Annotated in this window: 20 protein-coding genes; 4 read left to right on the forward strand and 16 right to left on the reverse strand. The window is 37.8% G+C overall.

What is annotated here, in order from left to right; genetic code table 11:
• Window positions 1-27 precede the first annotated feature (27 nt).
• The 11 genes from ABNX05_RS06095 to ABNX05_RS06145 form a co-directional block, all read right to left on the reverse strand.
• On the reverse strand, window positions 28-2,229 hold the full coding sequence (locus ABNX05_RS06095; RefSeq protein ID WP_349658927.1) for a penicillin-binding protein: 2,202 nt from the start codon (window positions 2,227-2,229) through the stop codon (window positions 28-30).
• Window positions 2,226-2,594 (reverse strand): cell division protein FtsL, encoded by a 369-nt coding sequence (gene ftsL2 / locus ABNX05_RS06100; RefSeq protein ID WP_349658928.1) that lies wholly within the window; start codon window positions 2,592-2,594, stop codon window positions 2,226-2,228. The genes ABNX05_RS06095 and ftsL2 overlap by 4 nt, the downstream gene beginning before the upstream one ends.
• The gene (rsmH, locus tag ABNX05_RS06105; RefSeq protein WP_349658929.1) at window positions 2,595-3,545 is read right to left on the reverse strand and encodes a 16S rRNA (cytosine(1402)-N(4))-methyltransferase RsmH; all 951 of its coding nucleotides are present in this window, start codon (window positions 3,543-3,545) and stop codon (window positions 2,595-2,597) included.
• Window positions 3,546-3,604: 59 nt separating this feature from the next.
• Complete coding sequence (mraZ, locus tag ABNX05_RS06110; protein ID WP_079559763.1) at window positions 3,605-4,036, reverse strand: division/cell wall cluster transcriptional repressor MraZ; 432 nt, start codon at window positions 4,034-4,036, stop codon at window positions 3,605-3,607.
• Window positions 4,037-4,288: 252 nt separating this feature from the next.
• Window positions 4,289-5,905 (reverse strand): bacillithiol biosynthesis cysteine-adding enzyme BshC, encoded by a 1,617-nt coding sequence (gene bshC, locus ABNX05_RS06115; RefSeq protein WP_349658930.1) that lies wholly within the window; start codon window positions 5,903-5,905, stop codon window positions 4,289-4,291.
• Window positions 5,906-6,126: 221 nt separating this feature from the next.
• The gene (locus tag ABNX05_RS06120) at window positions 6,127-6,522 is read right to left on the reverse strand and encodes a DUF3397 domain-containing protein (RefSeq protein WP_349658931.1); all 396 of its coding nucleotides are present in this window, start codon (window positions 6,520-6,522) and stop codon (window positions 6,127-6,129) included.
• Window positions 6,519-7,421, reverse strand: coding sequence for a ketopantoate reductase family protein (locus tag ABNX05_RS06125; RefSeq protein ID WP_349658932.1), 903 nt, complete (start codon window positions 7,419-7,421; stop codon window positions 6,519-6,521). The genes ABNX05_RS06120 and ABNX05_RS06125 overlap by 4 nt, the downstream gene beginning before the upstream one ends.
• Window positions 7,422-8,149: 728 nt before the next feature.
• Window positions 8,150-8,527 (reverse strand): transcriptional regulator, encoded by a 378-nt coding sequence (locus ABNX05_RS06130; protein WP_349658933.1) that lies wholly within the window; start codon window positions 8,525-8,527, stop codon window positions 8,150-8,152.
• 110 nt (window positions 8,528-8,637) lie between these two features.
• Window positions 8,638-9,405: an enoyl-CoA hydratase/isomerase family protein gene (locus ABNX05_RS06135; RefSeq protein WP_349658934.1), complete on the reverse strand. Its 768-nt coding sequence runs from the start codon at window positions 9,403-9,405 to the stop codon at window positions 8,638-8,640.
• A gap of 163 nt (window positions 9,406-9,568) precedes the next feature.
• Entirely contained in the window at window positions 9,569-9,742 is a 174-nt protein-coding gene (rpmF, locus tag ABNX05_RS06140) for a 50S ribosomal protein L32 (protein WP_010858320.1), read from the reverse strand.
• Window positions 9,743-9,766: 24 nt separating this feature from the next.
• Window positions 9,767-10,300, reverse strand: a complete 534-nt coding sequence (locus tag ABNX05_RS06145) for a YceD family protein (RefSeq protein WP_349658935.1) — start codon at window positions 10,298-10,300, stop codon at window positions 9,767-9,769.
• A 196-nt stretch (window positions 10,301-10,496) separates the two neighbouring features.
• On the opposite strand from ABNX05_RS06145, the gene ABNX05_RS06150 reads away from it, so the two are divergent.
• Window positions 10,497-11,708, forward strand: coding sequence for a nucleotidyltransferase (locus ABNX05_RS06150; RefSeq protein WP_349658936.1), 1,212 nt, complete (start codon window positions 10,497-10,499; stop codon window positions 11,706-11,708).
• Between the two features lie 197 nt (window positions 11,709-11,905).
• On the opposite strand, the gene ABNX05_RS06155 is transcribed toward ABNX05_RS06150, so the two are convergent.
• Window positions 11,906-12,952 (reverse strand): SepM family pheromone-processing serine protease, encoded by a 1,047-nt coding sequence (locus tag ABNX05_RS06155; RefSeq protein ID WP_349658937.1) that lies wholly within the window; start codon window positions 12,950-12,952, stop codon window positions 11,906-11,908.
• A gap of 64 nt (window positions 12,953-13,016) precedes the next feature.
• Here ABNX05_RS06155 and ABNX05_RS06160 point away from each other — a divergent pair, with 64 nt between their 5' ends.
• Window positions 13,017-13,970, forward strand: coding sequence for a hypothetical protein (locus ABNX05_RS06160; RefSeq protein WP_349658938.1), 954 nt, complete (start codon window positions 13,017-13,019; stop codon window positions 13,968-13,970).
• Window positions 13,971-14,068: 98 nt separating this feature from the next.
• Here the strand turns inward: ABNX05_RS06160 and coaD are convergent, their stop codons facing one another.
• The 3 genes from coaD to ABNX05_RS06175 form a co-directional block, all read right to left on the reverse strand.
• The gene (gene coaD, locus ABNX05_RS06165) at window positions 14,069-14,584 is read right to left on the reverse strand and encodes a pantetheine-phosphate adenylyltransferase (RefSeq protein ID WP_349658939.1); all 516 of its coding nucleotides are present in this window, start codon (window positions 14,582-14,584) and stop codon (window positions 14,069-14,071) included.
• A gap of 103 nt (window positions 14,585-14,687) precedes the next feature.
• Complete coding sequence (gene rsmD / locus ABNX05_RS06170) at window positions 14,688-15,239, reverse strand: 16S rRNA (guanine(966)-N(2))-methyltransferase RsmD (protein WP_349658940.1); 552 nt, start codon at window positions 15,237-15,239, stop codon at window positions 14,688-14,690.
• A 215-nt stretch (window positions 15,240-15,454) separates the two neighbouring features.
• Window positions 15,455-16,882: an RNA polymerase II gene (locus ABNX05_RS06175; protein ID WP_349658941.1), complete on the reverse strand. Its 1,428-nt coding sequence runs from the start codon at window positions 16,880-16,882 to the stop codon at window positions 15,455-15,457.
• Between the two features lie 56 nt (window positions 16,883-16,938).
• On the opposite strand from ABNX05_RS06175, the gene ABNX05_RS06180 reads away from it, so the two are divergent.
• A complete protein-coding gene (locus ABNX05_RS06180) occupies window positions 16,939-17,328 on the forward strand; it encodes a DUF7147 family protein (protein ID WP_197141747.1) in 390 nt (129 codons plus the stop codon).
• Between the two features lie 2 nt (window positions 17,329-17,330).
• Here the strand turns inward: ABNX05_RS06180 and ABNX05_RS06185 are convergent, their stop codons facing one another.
• Window positions 17,331-17,603, reverse strand: a complete 273-nt coding sequence (locus ABNX05_RS06185; RefSeq protein ID WP_197141746.1) for a YlbG family protein — start codon at window positions 17,601-17,603, stop codon at window positions 17,331-17,333.
• Between the two features lie 251 nt (window positions 17,604-17,854).
• Here ABNX05_RS06185 and ABNX05_RS06190 point away from each other — a divergent pair, with 251 nt between their 5' ends.
• The gene (locus ABNX05_RS06190; protein ID WP_349658942.1) at window positions 17,855-18,760 is read left to right on the forward strand and encodes a glycerophosphodiester phosphodiesterase family protein; all 906 of its coding nucleotides are present in this window, start codon (window positions 17,855-17,857) and stop codon (window positions 18,758-18,760) included.
• Window positions 18,761-18,815 lie beyond the last annotated feature (55 nt).

An 18,815-nucleotide genomic window follows, 5' to 3' on the forward strand; every position in this document is an offset into this window, starting at 1 on the left:
GAAATAAAGTGGGCTTCTATTCAGTCTTTATTCAGTTTCACCCTCAGTTGGGGCTTCTACATCTTTGATAAAGCTTTCAGCTGGCGTTTTCAGCTTCACGACAATCGGTGAACGATCTGAGACTACAGTACCTGCCGAGACGCTCTGACTAGCTACAAAGCCCTCCCCAACGACTTCAAGTTCTAACTCTGCCAATGCCTTAAATGCAAGTACATTACGCAACGACCAGTTAGTGAAGTCTGGAAGTACTACATCGCCTGCTGTCTTTAAAAACACAAAATTACCTTTCACAAGTTTTTGTGGACCTTTAGGATATTGGTCAATAACTTTACCGCCACCACCAACAATAATTGGCTGTAGACCATCATTCTGAAGCTCTACTTGTATAGCTTCAGCACTTTGACCTGTGTAATCTTGTATTTTTGTATCGTCAACTTGCTTTACATCTTCCGGGTTAATATTTAAATACTTTAAACTATTTAACATAACAGGGTTAAATACTTTAGAAACTGGTATAGAACCAGCTTCACCATTTAACTTTGGCCTTTTTATGGAGACATACATAATGAGCTGAGGGTCATCTACTGGAGCCATCCCTAAGAAAGAGTATAGAAATTCATTTGATCCCCATGAATACCTACCATTTCCTAAAGGAATTTGGGCAGTACCTGTTTTCCCTGCAACTTCATATTCATCAAGAATAAAGTCACTCGCCGAACCATCCTTAGCTGTTAACGTAGATGCAAGGGTTTCTTTTACTTGTTTCGCTGTGTCTGCTGAAACTGGTTTTCCCTTTACAATCGGCTCATGCTTTTTAATCGTTTTTCCTGTTGAAGGGTCAACAATACGATCGATCACATACGGTTGCATCATTTTCCCGTCATTCGCAATCGCTGTCAATGCTTGAATTAATTGAATCGGCGTTACCGTAGAACCTTGACCGAATGTTGTTGTCACTCGTTCCACTGGATAATTCGATAAAAGTTTTCCTGATGCTTCATTCGGTAAATCAATACCTGTTTTTTTACCAAAACCAAATCGATCTAAATAGTCAAAAAATACATCCTCACCAATAAGCTTTAATAAGTGTGCCATCGCAGTATTGGATGAACGTTGGAAACCTTGTAAATAAGTAATATACCCCCAACCAACTCTATTATAATCTTTAATTACACGATCATGGACTCTGTATTGACCTGACGGATACCATTTATTTGGATCCCAAACCCCTGTATCAATCGCAGAAGCGAGCGTGAATGTTTTCATCGTCGAACCTGGTTCTATAGTCTCTTCAATAGCCTCGTTCAGCCACTTCATATTATCGCCTTCACGTGTATCAGGATTAAACGTTGGCCGCTGTGACATCGCTAAGATTTTGCCGGTTTTTGGATCCGCAATAATAGCTGTCATCGATTCAGGGTTGTATTCCTTTGCAACCTCTGTCATCTTTTCCTCTAAAATGCTTTGAATTGTTTTATCAAGCGTTAAATAAATGTCGTCACCATTTTTGGCAGGTGTCACCATTTTTTCACTATTCGGTAATAAATAACTGAAAGCATCTGTCTCATATTCTACCTTACCGTCTTTTCCAGTTAGTTCTTTATTGTAAGTAAGCTCAAGACCCATTTTCCCTTTTGTTGTAAGCGTACCATCCTTATTTTCCTCTTTTAGTGCGAAACCAATTAAGTGTGAGGCAAAGATACCATTTGGATAATAACGTTTTAAATCGTTTACAAATAAAATCCCTGGTAAATTCTCTTCTTTGATTTTACTCATCATTTCATGACTTAATCCACGTCCCGCACCGCCAAATTCAACTTGATAAGGCTTTTCGCCATCATCTTTTACTCTAGTAAGCTGTTGATAGATTTTTTTTTCGTCCATAGGGATATATTCCGCTAATATTTTTGCTGTTTTTTCTGGATCTACTACATGTCGAGGTTTTTTTGAATTCGTCGTGGCCTCTTTATTGACAATTGCGATTAGTCGATAACTAAGTGTATCCTCCGCAATAACTTGTCCATTTGCATCAAAAATTTTCCCCCGATTTGCTGTTATTACACTTTCTTTGCTATATTTTGCAGCTGCCTTTGCCGCAAGCTCTTGACCTTCCACTTCACCTGTCGCTTGTAACGTCACCATTCTCGTGAACAATAGAAAAAAGAGCCCTCCATAAAAAATAAATAATAGAAAGGCTCCCCATTGGAATCGAAATCTCTTTTTTTTCATTCTCCCGGCACTACCTTTACATTTTTCTCATTTTGAGTTAAACCGAGTTCTTTAGCTTTGTTCAATATGTTATCGTATGTAGACAGTTCACTTACACGAACTGTCAAGTCAACATTCTGTTTAGTAATCTCTTCTGCTTCAGTTTCGATTTTTTGAATGTCCATGCTGGTTGTCTGAATGGCTGCTTGCTTATTTAACACTAGTACTGACATTACAGCGATAATGCTAACTAAAGCAATTAGCATTGTTTTTTCAAACTTCTGGTTCGATTTTTTACGACGTTTGATAGTGGGTTGTGGGCTAGGGGGTGTTATTGGTTGTTGCACTTGCTGTTGCTGGTGCTGCCTTACACGAACTGCTGCCATTTACTCACTCCCTTTGTCGTTAATTTTCTCTACCACTCTAAGCTTTGCTGAGCGAGCGCGATTGTTTACAGCTAGTTCCTCATCAGAAGGAACGATCGGCTTTCTCGTGATAAGCTTTAAAGTTGGCTTCATGTCATCAGGAATTACTGGTAAATTCGGTGGTAATTCCGGTAATGATGACGCTTCCTTAAAAATAGTCTTGCATAGGCGGTCCTCCAATGAATGGAACGTAATGACACTAATGCGTCCACCTACGTTTATCATATCAATCGCATCGACTAATGAATCCTCTGCTGCGCCTAGCTCATCGTTAACAGCAATTCGTATTGCCTGGAATATGCGCTTCGCTGGATGTCCACCTTTACGGCGAGCCGCTGCTGGAATACCCTCTTTAATAAGTTCTACAAGTTGGGCAGTTGTTTCAATCGGTGCTACCTTACGTGCCTCTTCGATTTTACGAGCAACTTGTTTTGAAAATTTCTCTTCCCCATAACGGAAAAATATACGTACTAAATCTTCATATGCCCATTCATTTACGACATGAAATGCTGTAAGGGATGCCGTTTGATCCATGCGCATATCTAAAGGTGCATCATGGTGATAACTAAAGCCTCGTTCTGGTGTATCAAGCTGTGGCGAAGATACGCCTAAATCATATAAAACACCATCAACTTGCTCAACACCAATCGCCAATAGCTCTTCTTTTAAATAGCGGAAATTCGAATGAACAAATGTCACACGTTCAATATATGGCGCCAATCGAATTTTTGCATTGTTAATAGCTGTCATATCTTGATCAAAGCAAATTAATCGACCTTTTTCAGATAATTGTTGTACTAAATACTCACTGTGTCCTGCCCCACCTAACGTACAGTCCACATACACACCATCAGGATCGATGTTCAACCCATCAACTGTTTCTCTTAATAACACGGTTGTATGATCGAACATACCACTCGCTCCCTTCAGGCCTTAACTTCATCTAGCTGACACTTAAGTGTCTAAAAAAGTTAAAAATCAAAGCCAATCATATTTTCTGCAATTTCATTAAAGGATTGCTCCGACTCACTAAAGTAAGTCTCCCAAGCATCTTTCGCCCATACTTCAATCCGATTCGAAACTCCTAACACGACACATTCTTTCACAAGATGTGCATGCTGCATCAGAGTTGAAGGAATGTTAATGCGTCCCTGCTTGTCTATTTCTACTTCCGTTGCTCCAGAAAAGAAAAACCTTGCAAATGCACGTGTATCTTTTTTGGTCATCGGTAAGCCCTTTAATTTTTCTTCGAGTTTTCGCCATTCATCCATAGGATAGCCAAATAAACAATTATCAAGTCCGCGTGTTACAACAAACGTTTCACCTAAGGCTTCACGAAATTTTGCGGGCACGATTAATCGTCCTTTTGCATCAACAGAGTGTTGATATTCTCCCATGAACATGCTATTCACCCCACTTTATTAAATAATGTACCACATCCCCCCACTTTCCTCCACTTTTTTTAAAAAAAACTTGACATTTTAACAATTAATGTACGATTAGACCTTTAACAAATTATTGGAACTGTGCTAAATGACTCAAAAAAAGAGCTATCCTTAGTAGGATAGCTCTCTATTTACTATTTATATCGACATTACCCATCAAATTCACATTGTATCAAATTATTAATTAGGTATATAGATACAAATATTGGATTATAAATAAATTATATAGTGGTGATTACCAACTCTATAATTTTGTTTCAGCATTTCAGTAATTAACATAGGTCCAAACTCATTAAAATATTGATATGGACTATAAGTTCTTTCCTGGAACCCCTCATTTGGATACAGCTCATTTTGTAACGTCATAAATTTTCGGATCGTCGTTTCGTGTTTGTTAAGAACAGTTTGTTCAACCTTTTGCTGTAAATACTCAAATTGCTTTAGGTGATTCTCTTTATTTTTCTCAAGTATTTTATCTAATAATAGCTGTTGTTCTTCTAAATAAAGTTGAAGTGCATCATATTTTTCTAAAAGGTCTCGTTGCATCGTTTGAATTTGGCGCTTCGCTTCAGTGTCCTGTACGTCAGCAACATACTGCTCTTTAAGCTGCAACACTTTGCCATCCCAAACTTCAGCAACAGTTAAACGATATTCACGTAAAAGTTGTTCTACGTGACGTGTAACAAGTGTAATATGAAGACGCGGAGCAAAAATCGGCATTTGTAAGCCTAATACCGAAAATGCATCCTTCAATGTCGCCCAGTAGGCAAGCTCCCCTGGTCCACCAACAAATGCTAGCACAGGCAATGTCATTTCCTGCATTAACGGACGCGTCACAACATTATTACTTAACTGCTCAGGATGTTCTTCAGCAATTTTTAAAACTTCTTCACGAGATAGTTTGATATTTGCAGCTAGATTGACAAAATGCTGATTTTTTCTTTCTAAAAGATGACGCTCTTCATCTTCTACATAAAATAAATTGGTCGCTTCGTTTGTTGCCAAAATAGGCTGGCCATAACCTGCACGTTCAAGCTCCGCTTCCTTCTCCGTTACCACTCTTGCAATTTCTTCATTTTTATGAATGATACGGGTAAAATTCCCACTCTCATATTGACGGAATTTAAAGTCCGCTGCATCTATCATCAATAAACCTTCATCTTTAAACAAATGGTTCATAAGTTGCGCAAAGAAGTCCGTAAACGTGTCACTCTTATTTAGTGTATCTACTAATTGTTTAATAAGCATTTCAGTGAATTCTGTTTCACCCATATCCTTCACAATAGCATTTATTAATTGCGTCATGGATTCTTTGTTTATTCTTGTTTCAGAAGCCATTGTTTTACGTCTTGAGCGTTCACCGTATGCACGTTTTTTAATATCTACACCCTGCACTGTATACGTATGGTTAATTTCCTCTAAATCATGATCTTCTCCAGCTATCCAAAAAACAGGAACAACCGGTCGCTGTAGCTTTACACTTTGCTCTTTCGCTAATGCAATAACCGAAATCGCCTTATGCACCGAGTAAAGAGGGCCTGTTAAGATACCTGCTTGTTGCCCACCAACAACCGTAATAGCTCCTTGCTCTAGTTGTAACAAATGTTCATTCGCTTTCTCCGAAATACCAAGAGGCTCCATAAATTGACGTATGATGGCTGTTAATTCTTTTTGATCATACGCATGCTGATCAAGATATTGTGCGCGTTTCTCAAAAGATTTATCGTTATATTCGTATTCAAAAAACTCACGGATGGCAGTATTCGGTGACCAATAATCTGCTAGCAAACGATTTTTTATGGGTACTTGGATTGACTCCAGTTTCATTTAACACAAACTCCTCTACCTAAATCATCTTCTTACTCTTTAATAAGCAAAATAAAATAAACTCCCAGAAAAAAGTTAAGTAACAATTTTCAACAAACCTCAAACACTTAAGTACTTTGGAATTTCACTTCATATTTTTGCACATCTAGAGTTATTACTAAAAAAACAATTTATAATGCTATTATTTTAACGCTTATGGCTTCAACATGAAAAGAAAATGCTTAGACTGCCTGTAAATATTCTATAACAGATCGAATAACACCTACTAAACAAATAATAATATACGCCGTACTTAGGACTAAAAATTGAAAGCGCCAAATTTTCCTAAGTAGCGGTTTTACTTCAATTTCCTTTTTTGTTCGCCAATCAATATATGTAAAAATTATTGCCATCACTACCGTCAATGTAACTAAAAGTGCGCTAACATCGACATTCCACAGCACCCTAATTGCTAGTGGTACTGAAAAATACAAACACAATGTTGTCGCGTCCGATGCTACTCCAAAAGCATGAGTGCCTCGAATTTTAACCTTTCGACCAAATAAATAGACAATCACAAAAAGGAGGATTGGACAAATAATAATGACACTTATCATAATATGTAAAAAATCTTTCAACGTCTTTCACCGCTCTCCTCTATCGCAAGTACTTGGTGATATAAAGTACGTAAAGTTGGCAAATCGTGACCATTCGCTAGAGCTTTTTCTAGTATTACTCCTACAATCGTGTCAATTTCGCTTTTCCTCCCTTGCACCCGATCCGCTAGCATAGAGGATGTATTACTTGCTGTTTGTTCACATAAGTCTATCACCTTGAAAAAAGGTATAGTTTGTTCTATGCCTTCAAAAGCTTCCGTAAATTCTCGGTAAAGAGTTTGCATTAATAGAAACGCTTGCTTATTCGTAACTAACTCTCCATTCTTCAGTTGCAGTATAGCCGTCAATGGATTAATTAAGCAGTTGAATACAGCTTTCTCAAATAACATTTGTTCCGCATTAGCAACTAGTTTAACTGGATATAAGGAATTTTTCAGTTGTAACAAATCGGTAAAAGCATCACTACCTCCTCGCTCTATCGCAATTTTACAAGTACCTACACCTCTATGTTGCACAGTTGTCTGATTGATCAATTGAGCACCGAAAGATACAGAACAAAAAGCAATATTCTTTTGTGGCAAACGTAATGCCTCGTCATAGTGCGCCAAACCATTTTGCATAAACAACAACGGTACCGTACTCGGTAATGCAGATAATTGTTTGTAAAGCTCTTGTAATTGACCGTATTTAACAGCAATTACAATTAAATCTTGTCGTGGTAGTTCCGCTAATTTCGTAGTTGAAGTAACTTTTTGTACAGTTTTCGTTCCATCAACATTCATGCGCGTTAAATACTTTTCATGAAGTTCATCTACCTGTTCCTGCCTCCTCGCAACCAACGTTACAGATATACCAGACTCAGCTATAAAACTTGCCGTTAACTGACCTACAGCCCCGGCACCAATAATCGTTACACCCACAATACATCACACCTCCCACATTTACAACGGACGATCAAACATAAGAGAACGCCCCTCTCGGCATAATTGCGTCCGGAATCGACTTTTCGCTAGGCCTACTCGAGAGCCGACACGATGTTAGTCATTTCGGTAAGCTACAGGACGTGGCGTTTTTACCGATGCAGGTCAGTCAGCCGTTATCGCACGGATTCGACACTAACATCCCCGAAGAACTCCATTCCGATTCCGTGACATCCGCCGAGTCTTCGGCCCAACAAGTTGTTGGTCACTCCGTCGTTGCCACAGGACGTGGCGTTTTTAGACTGAGTTCCTCTATTTAAGCGAATGTTTGGACAGCCGCTACCGTCCATCATTACACAGTCCATTTCGCCCACTCTACAGAAGGAGGTGCCTTAGAATGATTCCTAAGGCACCTCCTATGCAGGTTCTTTTATTATACAAGATTGGCTAAGTGTTTACGACAATATATAAAGTGAAACTTTAATCAGCGGGTTTTTCCACTGATCATTAGTCTTAACAATCTGACTTTTACAGGCAGTTACTCTCACACCTAACTTCTTTACTTTCGTTACATTTCAAGGTTTGTTTCGCACCTGGCGCTTCGCATTCGGTACAGATAAATCACTGCCTATAAATTCACTTAGCGCAGCATTATGTTTTAATCTAACTTATATTCTTTCTAAGTAACTTACTCTACCGCACTTGTAACCTTCATTTGCTTCCTTACTTTAATCTTTCATTAAAGAATATCCTTGCTGTAACCATTTCACTAGTTTTTCATGCTCACTTTGTAATTCACGGTGTCTTATTTCGAGACTTTGATAGGCCTCTGTTAATTCATCGAAACTTGTTAATGCCAATTTCAAATGACTTCGCATAGATTGTTGCGGCTGATTTCGTACAGCTAGTAGTGACTGACTATATTGACTACGTAATGTTTTATTCCAACGGAAACCACATGCCTGTTTTGTACGACCTAGTTCATTAGCAGCCATTTCAAAAGCCTCTAGCTGTGTTTTGCCATTTTGCACATTATGCAACACAATTTCTGCTAATCTTTCATCATCTTCCTTTGTCCATTGATCTTTTCTTTTTTTCAATTCCATAATCTATCACCCTCGCATTTTTTACTACTATATGCATGGGCGAGCAAAATAGAATCATCGAAATAAAAAAGACAGTGATTATGTTTTGTTATAATCACTGCCGTTATACATTATTTATTGTTTTTCTTTGCTAGGAAATTAGCAACTGCCTCGTGGTGAGCTTCACTTTCCCACAATTTCGCACACGTACGAACTTCCTCCATAACACGTTCATACATATTACGCTCACGCCACTTTCGAAGCTCAATTTCTTTATAAGCCTTATGAACAGAAGGATGAATTTTACGCATGTGTTCGATAAAATCATTCAACGCCTCTTCTTTTGAACCTTCGAAAACACGCATTGCCCAGCCAATTTCATATAGCAATTCTGCTGGATAAGGCTTCGCATCGATTAGCATCTTCATTGCACGATCATGGCGTAACCCACGTTCGAATAAGTATGTACCGCCTCCCCAGCCACTCGTAATTGCTAATGTCCCCTGTATAAAACCACATTTCGCATGACTTGCCACTAGACGAAAATCGCAAGCTGTTGCAATCTCACAGCCTCCACCAACCGCTGTTCCATTAATTAACGCAATCGTCGGCACAGGCAAAGTCGCAAGGTCGTATAATATTTTGCCCATCTTACTCAACATCCCGAACGCCTCATCCTCCGTTTCAAGCGAATGAAATTCAGATAAATCGCCCCCTGAGCAAAATGACTTATCTCCAGCGCCCGTCACGACTAAAAAACGGACATCATCATGATGTCGAATATATGTAATAACTTCTTGAAGCCCGTCCATAACCTCATCATTAACCGCATTCCTTTTTTCTTCCCGATCAATCGTAAACGTCATAATACCATCTTTGTTATCAATTATATAAGCCATACTATTTCCCCCTTTGTCCCGATGGATAAATTGTATCATACAATTATTATAGTACTATATATCTTTCTGTTATTGCCGAAAGATTCCGTCTTTTCTAGTCAACAAAAAGGCTAGTAAAGAGCCATGGTCTCTTTACTAGCCTTTGACGTGAGCAAACACTGAATTATTTGCTTACTACTTCTTTACCTTTGTATTGTCCGCAAGCTTTGCAAACACGGTGTGATAATTTTGCTTCACCACAGTTTGGGCAAGCTACCATACCAGGTACAGATAGTTTGAAATGCGTACGACGCTTTCTTTTTGCAGTTTTAGAAGTTCTTCTAAATGGTACAGCCATTGATGGCACCTCCTTACAGATCGTCTATTCGTCTGTTTGATCAAAATACTTAGCTAAATCAGCCAGTCTTGGATCCACTTTTTGTTCGTCAGCTTTTTTGTGTAGCTGAACGTCTTCATCTGTTGCGTAAGTCCAGTTTTTACCACCATGCACTTGCCCTTCGGTATTATCCTTGAACACTTGCATAGGTACTTCGAGAAGCACTAACTCCTCGAGAACCGGCTTCATGTCGATTACTTCACCAACTATGTAGTGAATATCTCCGCCATCTTCCCCACGTTTTTCTTCGTCAACCCAGCTGAAAATTTCAACTGTCTCAACTTCGATAGGAAACTCAACATCTTCCCACGTGCGTGCACATGGAAGTGTTAACGTCGCTGTCACTGTTAGCTGACATGTCATTTGCGATGCACCGAAAGTACATAGCCCTTTTACATGAACGGGCGAAATTGCTCGAATATCCTGGTTTCGCTCCATCACCTCGTCCAACTGGACATAGGCATCGATTGGCATCCCGTTTTGGCGGTATTTAGATAATTGATGAATTGACCATTTCATTCGTTTAATCACCTCGAGACAACACTGTTGATTATATAATGTGTAAAAATAGATGTCAAGATAATTTCTTGTCACCACAATAAAACCCACCTATAATTATATATTATTAAATGTGTATTTGCTCCAAACCGTTCTATATAAGCAAAAATGCTCCTTAGAACGAGAAGCAAATGATATAGATAAAGGGGGCTTACACTTGCAAGCAGTCGGAATAGTTGTTGAATACAATCCTTTTCACAATGGACATGCCTATCATTTGGAACAGGCGAAGAAAGTAGCACAAGCAGATATTGTCATCGCTGTCATGAGCGGGGATTTTTTGCAACGTGGTGAACCAGCCATGGTCGATAAATGGACACGCACAAAAATGGCTCTCGCAGGTGGTGTCGATATTGTCATTGAACTACCGTACGTATATAGTACCGCACCTGCAACTGATTTCGCAAAAGGAGCCATTTCCTTACTTTCTGGAATTGGTTGCGATTCTTTTGCTTTCGGAAGCGAAGATGGCTCCATACAACCCTTTATGAATACGTTTCAGCTCATTAATAATCACCGCACTGAATATAACGCTCTTATTAAAGAAAGCCTTAAAACGGGTGCAAGCTATCCTAAAAGTCTACATTACGCCTATGAACAGCTTTCTCAAAAGTTCCCTGCTGCATACATTGATTTAGGTCAACCGAACAATATACTTGGTTTTCACTACATTGAGGCTGCCAAAACTTTAGGTAGTAACATTAAACCTTTAACGATCCCTCGCATCGTTGCAGGTTATCATGACGCTATACAAGAAGGTGCATCCATTGCTAGCGCCACAGGAATACGCAAAGCACTAGCAACAACAAGTGCTCTACAAAATGTGCAAGAGTTTCTACCTAAGGCATCATTCGTTCATTTAGCGGATTGGCATGGAAAATATGGTGAATTTGCAAATTGGGAAACTTTTTGGCCATTATTACAGTTTACACTTATTCGGCACACACCTAGTGAACTGACGCGCTATGCTGAGGTAACAGAAGGCATTGAGAATGCACTTATTAAAGCAGCGAAAACAAGTCATTCTTTCGGTAGCTTTATGGAGAAAATTAAATCTAAACGCTATACTTGGACACGACTTCAACGTATGCTCACGCACATTTATACTGGATTTACAAAGGAACAATTGCAAAGCTTTGATGCGCCTTCTAGTATACGTTTACTTGGTATGAGTAAGCAGGGACAAGCGTATTTGGGTATGCACAAAAAAGACATACCTTTACCTTTAATCAGTCGTGTTGCAGCTATGGATGATGCTATGCTTGCTGTAGATATTCATGCAGCAGAGGTATACAATTTAAGTATAGAGCAAAGATCAAAAGGGCAAAGTTTGCCTAAAGATTATCAAACACCACCCATTCGTTTTTAAGTAATAGAAGATCTCAATAAAAGGATGCCAGAAATTTTTCTAGCATCCTTTTATGTTGTAGAAAAACAAAATGGTCCAAGAGCCATAAAATATTTTATCTGCGAGCAGCGGTTTTCTTTTATGTAAATCCCAATAATACAAAAATTTTCAACACAATAAAAAGATGCCAGAAATTCTTCAAGCATCTTTTTTGTTTCTTATTTCGGCTGTAGCTGTTTTAAATATTCGATTGCATCATCCACAGTTTTAACCGGAACTATTTTCATTTTTGTTTTAATTTCTTTCGCTACCTTTACTGCTGTTGCATAATTTGATTCTAGCTCAGGATATTTAGCTTTCATTTCTGGAGTAATTTCATCATCTGGCGCGAAAAAGATTTCCATACCATCACGATCAGCTGCAATGACTTTATAGTCTATTCCACCAATTCTTCCAACAGTGCCGTCAACCAGCATCTCTCCTGTCCCAGCGACAGCATAGCCCTTCGTTAAATCTTCTTCGAGAAGTTGGTCTAAAATTTCTAAAGTAAACATTAGTCCAGCAGACGGACCTCCAATATCCTCAGTTTTCATTGACACATTTGGATTTGTTTCAATAGATTTACTTTCAGCATAAGTAATACCTAAACCAGCCCTTGTTTCTTCTGATCTAGGGATTTCCTTTAATGTTATCGTTACCTCTTGTTCTTTTTTATTACGTATAAATTGAATTGTCACTTTCTCGCCAAGCTGCTTCGGCTTTAAAAGATCTACAAGCATTTGTTGATTTCTAATTTTTTGTCCATCAACTTCAATAATCTCATCACCAGCTTTTAAAAAATTTTCCGAAGCACCGCCCTCTAGAACATTTAATACAAAAACACCGTTAAAAAGAATTTTTGTTTGAAGGCCAGCTCTCTGAAAAGCTACATATTTTGCATTAAATTGAGAATCAGTCATTAATTTAAGCTGTCGAACATTATATTCCTCTTCATCCTCTAACGGATTTCGAACTTGGGTAATATCCATTAATTTTTGGTATTTTTGAGTTTTTGCCCAAAGATATGAAAAAGGCGTAGCTTGCTGCATGGCCACCGTCATTAAACTCAAGGAACCTTTATCATTCGTGTGGCTATTTTCAACGTTAACAAATTCACTGACATCATAAGCACTTCCAGGCTTCATAATATAAGCGTCTAATCGGTATAACATAAAAAAACAAATCACGACTAACACCATTGCATAAATACTAATTTTTTTCTTCATAAGAAAAAACCTCCTAGGACGCTTGCAAAACCTTACGTTCATTTTTTTGCCTTTTTTACATATATTGATTTTAGCATTTGCCTATGTGAATGACAAAAAGTTGAAACGAGATGATAACATGTACGCGACAATTCAAATAGCGATTTGCATAGTTCTTATTCTATTACTCTTGTTATTCCCACAAACAGCTCATACAGGTACTGATTTAGGTTTAAACCTTTTTATGGATGCTCTATTCCCGTATTTATTACCTTATCTTATTTTAACGCAATGGCTTCTCCGTTTAACGGCTCCTATGCGCACGAAAACAAAAAGAGCTTCTTTATACGTACAAGCCTATATTATTAGCGCACTCGGAGGGTATCCGTCTGGAGCAACAACCATTGTTTACTTAAAAAACAGCGGGCAATTACACGCTAAAGAAGCAAATTTTTTATTAGCCGTATGTCATGCACCAAGCCCTCTTTTCGTGCTAGGCTTTGTAAGCCTTGATTTATTACACAGTAATACGTTCGGATGGTTGTTTTTATGTTTACTACATAGTTTTAATATTTGCTGCTTACTAACTGGTTACTTTTTATTTCGTAAAACAGACCCTCCTAGCATCTCAATACACAATACACCTTTGAATACAGCACCATTCTCTGAAAGCATAAAAGAAACAGCTCCGACAATACTATTAGTTGGAACGACAATAATTTTTTTCACTACCATCCAGACGATTGTCCAGCAAGGCTTAGATTCACTGCTACCTAATCTTCCCTACGCAGCTGAACTTTCCATAGCCGCAATTCTTGAAGTTACAAATGGTCTTAAAATGACCGTCTCAGCTTTTCCAAATCTTTCGTATTTGCCATTACTAGTTGTTATGTTGTTGACCATGCAAAGTATAAGCATTCACTTACAAATTTTCGTCATTGCAAAGTCAGCCAAGCTGTCTGTTCGACCCTATATAAAATTCCGCCTACTTAGCATAATCATTGTACCTACTATTTATGCTCTTTTTTTCTTAAAATAAATAATCATCTGCATGGTTCAGCATTATACGCAGGAAACAAATTGCTCCTCAAACTAAAATAAGGATGTCTTAAAAATAAGACATCCTCTTAGTTTCTTTTATTTATTTAAACTATACTTTTCTTTCAAAGCTTCTACGACACAAGCAGGAACAAGCTCGCTAACATCACTACCGTATTTCGCAACCTCTTTGACAATGCTTGAGCTTAAGAATGAATATTGATTTTTTGTCATGATGAAAAATGTTTCAATGTTTTTATCAAGAAAACGGTTCATCGAAGTAATTTGCATTTCGTATTCAAAATCCGAAACAGCACGTAAACCACGGACAATCGCTTTTGCTTTTTTTTCCTTGGCATAGTCTATTAATAGTCCAGATGAACTTTCAATACGTACATTAGGCAATGTTTTAGTCACTTCAGCCATTAATGCCATACGCTCTTCTACCGAAAATAATGGCTGCTTGGATGAATTATTTAATACAGCAACATAAACTGTGTCAAATACATCTGCCGCTCGTTTAATAATATCTAAGTGACCATATGTCACCGGATCAAAACTCCCAGGAACTACAGCAATTTTCTCTGACAATCTATTCCCCTCTTTCTTTTGCATAACGATCCATTTCACCTTGGCTGCATACGTGGCCACTCTTGCTTTTTCACAGGATGTGAAGTTCTTAGCCTGAGTTCCTCTATTCAGTGAGTATTAGGATACCCTACGAATGAAGATAAACGGATATAATCGTTCCGCCATATGTTTCTTGTCTTTTTAATTCAAAGTCCCCAAACCTCTGTGGTAATTCTACTTCTTTTGCATGCTCACATAAAATTACGCCATCATGTTGAATTTTATCATTGTCGACAAGAATCTGCACTAAGTCATAATATTCTTTGTGGTGATATGGAGGGTCTAAAAATACTAATTTAAACGAAATATCACGTTTTAATAGCGCTTTCACAGCACGCTTCGCATCTATACGAAATAGCTCAGAACAATCCTCGTAACGACATTTCTTTATGTTTTCCTGAAGTACTTGGAACGCCTTTGCATCCTTTTCAATAAAAACGGCGTGCTCAGCTCCTCTACTTAAAGATTCAATCCCTAAGCCACCGCTCCCTGCAAATAAATCAAGCGCTATACCTCCATCAAAGAATGGACCAATAATATTAAAGATGGATTCCTTTACTTTATCAGTTGTAGGTCTCGTCGTATTCCCTACAATCGCCTTTAACGGCATCCCTTTACGTTCTCCTGCTACAACTCTCATAGGCAAATCACCGTACTTTCTTATTCCATATAACAATTTCACCTTGGCGTAATTGTTATTATTTATTGTGTTGTCGCTTCGCTTTTGCACAGTCAAATTGCCACATGACATGGCGTTCTTAGACTGAGTCCCTCTATTTCAGCGGGTGTTTAGCACTCACTTTTAAGAAGTTAAAAGTATTTTTGCAGCGAAAGACGAACCTCCGCTGCAAAAATTTATTCTTCCTCTTGTGTTAACATCTTAATATTGATACGACCATCACTTTTTTGTAATTCTACTAAAAATAATCGTTGTAGCCAAGCTTCTTCAACATAATAATGATTGGCAATTTTTATAATTGGTTCTGAAATTGTAGAATATCTACGTTGATTAAATACATAAAACCCAGGCTCTTTCGGGAATCGGAAGGTGCGATTATCACTATTAATATAATATCCATTTTTCCCTTCACCAACCGTATATCCTAGATACGGCAACAATGCATCAGCAGTATACAATACTTGTCCTTCAGAAAGGATCACATGAACATCTTTTCTCAAAACATCATTCACATAAACATTTCGATCATCCTCAAATAAAAGTGGATATGTCCCGTTTACTTGGGCCGCATTCAACTTAAAATAAGACGTTTTTGCATTTAATACCTTTGATAAAAGATCGTCCATTAATGCAGGGGAAATCGGCTCTTCCCCAAGCTTATCTAAAGATTCTTGCCATGCTGACTCTTGATCTGCTGTCATATATTCTTTTAACGTCTTCACAATTTTCTTTGCTTTATCGGAACCAATCGTATCCTTCACTAAATAGGATGCCACAACTTCCGGCAACCATGTTGGCGAATCTTTAAACTTATATTGTGACTTTATTTGTGACAGTATAACTTCCTGTACAACTGCTTGTTCAGTTAGCTCAGGCATAAATAAAAGTCGGTCATCATGTTCTTTCACTGGATTCTTTTCTTGAATAATAGCAATGTGTTGATCATTCAAAAATTTGATGTTTTCCAATGACTTCAATAAATCCTTCGAAATAGCTCCTCGTGCATAAATAGATAACACAGGGGTTTGCTCTTGCGCTTTTAAATTACCCTTTTGCCAATAAATATCGCGAACTGTACCATCTCCACTAAACATTGTATAGTTAACAAGTGATAGTTTTTGCTGACCTACTAAAGGCAATCCCGTGATCCACTGACCAACAATTTTACTATCGGTTGAAATATGTACTACGGAATAAGATGCTTCACCATTCGTTAATGTGGCGAAAGCATTTTGGATGAGCATTTTATCTTTTAAGCCACCCTCAATCGGAATTATGTATGAAACAGATTGTGATTTAGTCTCTCCTTTTTTAAAATAAGAGACTTCTTCTGATAAACGCTCACAGCTTTTTTCGTTATCGATAAAGCAACTAGGGTTCACTGCATTTTCCGGCCACTTTATTTTCACTTTTTGGTTTGGTAAGTTTTTAAAATGTTGACGAATATCCAAGCTATTTTCTCGATAGACAATTTCTATCTCCTGTGAATAACGGAATTCGCCATTGCCTGCTTCTAAATCAGATGAATAGGCATGGTACTGAAAAAATAATGTTCCGGAAATGATTAGTACTAGAATGGAAAAAAAACTCATTGCAAATTTCATGTGCTTGACCTCCCGCAGCATGATACTATGTGTATTGGAAAGGATGTGCAATTTTTATGCCACAACAATTTATAGAATTAGGTGAAGGCTATGGTGATGTTTATGAGCTACTTGAAATAGTGAAAACCAATCAAGATCGCTTCCACCAAGCTTTTATACTAACATCCACTAAAGAAGAAAAAAAGTTTGCCTCTTTAGCAATCGCTTTAAAACCAGTCGGTGAAAGTAAATTCATGCCGATTTATATTTGTCGAGAAGGCATCCCTTATAATGAAGAGCAGCCTTCACAGCGACAAAAAATGTTTGAAGAAAGTATTAAACGACTAGATAGAAAAGCGGTTGTTGTAGAAATAAAGCACTCTTCTATATTTTCGGAATCAAAACTATTTTATCAATACTTAATCGGAATAATGAGACTTCATCACTATATACCAGCTTTAACATAGTATTATAGACCTGCTTTATAGTCATATTCTTTCGCTTTATCTGGTTTCGCATTTTCAAATTCAGTTTTAACAAATGGACGATAAGACTTTACAACGTCTTTCACAAATGGAAGGCGTTGTAGTTTTGTTGTCATTGATTCAATTTCCTCTCGCTCGCAATAAAGAACTACATATTTTTGCCTCCGAGAAATATAAAGAACATGACCATATTTTCGAAGAGACTTCGCATGTTTTAATTGATGGACGTAAACGATTAGTCCTTGGCGTTCGTTCATAGTATTCCCCTCATTTCTTACATAAAAGAATACCATAGACCGGAAAATGATAGCAACAGAGTTTAGCTGACAGAACGCTTGATTTTCCGTTATAATGGAAAAGCATACAACGTTGACTAAGATTTTTACATTCACTTATGCAAGTTAATAGAGCACTAGTTTAAGTTATAATTTTTTGTTTGCTCACTGAAAATTTAAAAGTGAAATTGTCAGTACTATTTATATTATTTTAATTGTTAAGGAGGACGAATATGGGTAAGAAAACAAAGATTGCGCTTGCAATCGCAGCAGCAAGTGCAGCGGCTTGGGCAGGTAGTAAAGCTATTTCTAAACCTCAACAACGAGAAGGTAAACAAGCATTACAATTTGATCACCCAATTATTCTTGCACATCGTGGCGGTGCTCATTTAGCACCTGAGCATACAATGCCTGCTTTTGAAAAAGCCATGCAGTTAGGTGTTCAGGGCTTTGAAATAGATATTCGCTTAACTAAAGATGAGGAAATTATCGTTTTCCACGATGATACTGTTGATCGTACGACAGATGGCTATGGACTTGTTGCAGATATGACTATAGCAGAAATAAATGCATTAAACCACGGTTATCAATTTGAAGATTTGGATGGAGAATTTCCTTATCGAGATGAAAAAATAGACGTTGTAACTTTACGCGAACTTCTACAATCTTATCCAAACATGTTAGTAAATATTGATATTAAAGATGCGCCAGATACGTATGAAGGAAGTTTAATGCCGTCTAAACTATGGCGTTTAATTGAAGAGCTTGGTGCTGAGAATCGAGTAGTTGTCACAAGCTTCTACGGCGAACAGATTGATCGCTTTAATTTATATGCTCAAAATCAAGTAGCACTAGGTGCAGGCGAATCAGATGTTCGTAAAGCATTCGCTTCTTTCTCAAGCCAGTTCGGACATTTATATCATCCAAAGGTAGATGTATTCCAAATACCACCTAAATCAGGAGTAATTAACTTAGATTCTCCAAAGTTTATCCAGTTTTTAAGCAATTTAAATATCCCTGTTCATTATTGGACAATCAATGACGTCCCAACAATGAATAAATTAATTCACAATGGTGCAAAAGGTATTGTTACAGATCGACCTGATATTGCAGTAGGAATACTGCAAAAACAAGATTAATGGAATGGAACTTAACTTCCATTAGGTTAACGCATTGATGGGTAAGGGCTGCTTT

The organism is Lysinibacillus zambalensis, from assembly GCF_040183165.1.
GTDB classification, from domain to species: domain Bacteria; phylum Bacillota; class Bacilli; order Bacillales_A; family Planococcaceae; genus Lysinibacillus; species Lysinibacillus zambalensis.

Bases quoted from the DNA above. Each gene is read 5' to 3' on its own strand.
- ABNX05_RS06095 (WP_349658927.1), bottom strand. From the start codon at position 2,229: ATGAAAAAAAAGAGATTTCGATTCCAATGGGGAGCCTTTCTATTATTT.
- ftsL2 (WP_349658928.1), bottom strand. From the start codon at position 2,594: ATGGCAGCAGTTCGTGTAAGGCAGCACCAGCAACAGCAAGTGCAACAA.
- rsmH (WP_349658929.1), bottom strand. From the start codon at position 3,545: ATGTTCGATCATACAACCGTGTTATTAAGAGAAACAGTTGATGGGTTG.
- mraZ (WP_079559763.1), bottom strand. From the start codon at position 4,036: ATGTTCATGGGAGAATATCAACACTCTGTTGATGCAAAAGGACGATTA.
- bshC (WP_349658930.1), bottom strand. From the start codon at position 5,905: ATGAAACTGGAGTCAATCCAAGTACCCATAAAAAATCGTTTGCTAGCA.
- ABNX05_RS06130 (WP_349658933.1), bottom strand. From the start codon at position 8,527: ATGGAATTGAAAAAAAGAAAAGATCAATGGACAAAGGAAGATGATGAA.
- ABNX05_RS06135 (WP_349658934.1), bottom strand. From the start codon at position 9,405: ATGGCTTATATAATTGATAACAAAGATGGTATTATGACGTTTACGATT.
- rpmF (WP_010858320.1), bottom strand. From the start codon at position 9,742: ATGGCTGTACCATTTAGAAGAACTTCTAAAACTGCAAAAAGAAAGCGT.
- ABNX05_RS06145 (WP_349658935.1), bottom strand. From the start codon at position 10,300: ATGAAATGGTCAATTCATCAATTATCTAAATACCGCCAAAACGGGATG.
- ABNX05_RS06155 (WP_349658937.1), bottom strand. From the start codon at position 12,952: ATGAAGAAAAAAATTAGTATTTATGCAATGGTGTTAGTCGTGATTTGT.
- coaD (WP_349658939.1), bottom strand. From the start codon at position 14,584: ATGCAAAAGAAAGAGGGGAATAGATTGTCAGAGAAAATTGCTGTAGTT.
- rsmD (WP_349658940.1), bottom strand. From the start codon at position 15,239: ATGAGAGTTGTAGCAGGAGAACGTAAAGGGATGCCGTTAAAGGCGATT.
- ABNX05_RS06175 (WP_349658941.1), bottom strand. From the start codon at position 16,882: ATGAAATTTGCAATGAGTTTTTTTTCCATTCTAGTACTAATCATTTCC.
- ABNX05_RS06180 (WP_197141747.1), top strand. From the start codon at position 16,939: ATGCCACAACAATTTATAGAATTAGGTGAAGGCTATGGTGATGTTTAT.
- ABNX05_RS06185 (WP_197141746.1), bottom strand. From the start codon at position 17,603: ATGAACGAACGCCAAGGACTAATCGTTTACGTCCATCAATTAAAACAT.
- ABNX05_RS06190 (WP_349658942.1), top strand. From the start codon at position 17,855: ATGGGTAAGAAAACAAAGATTGCGCTTGCAATCGCAGCAGCAAGTGCA.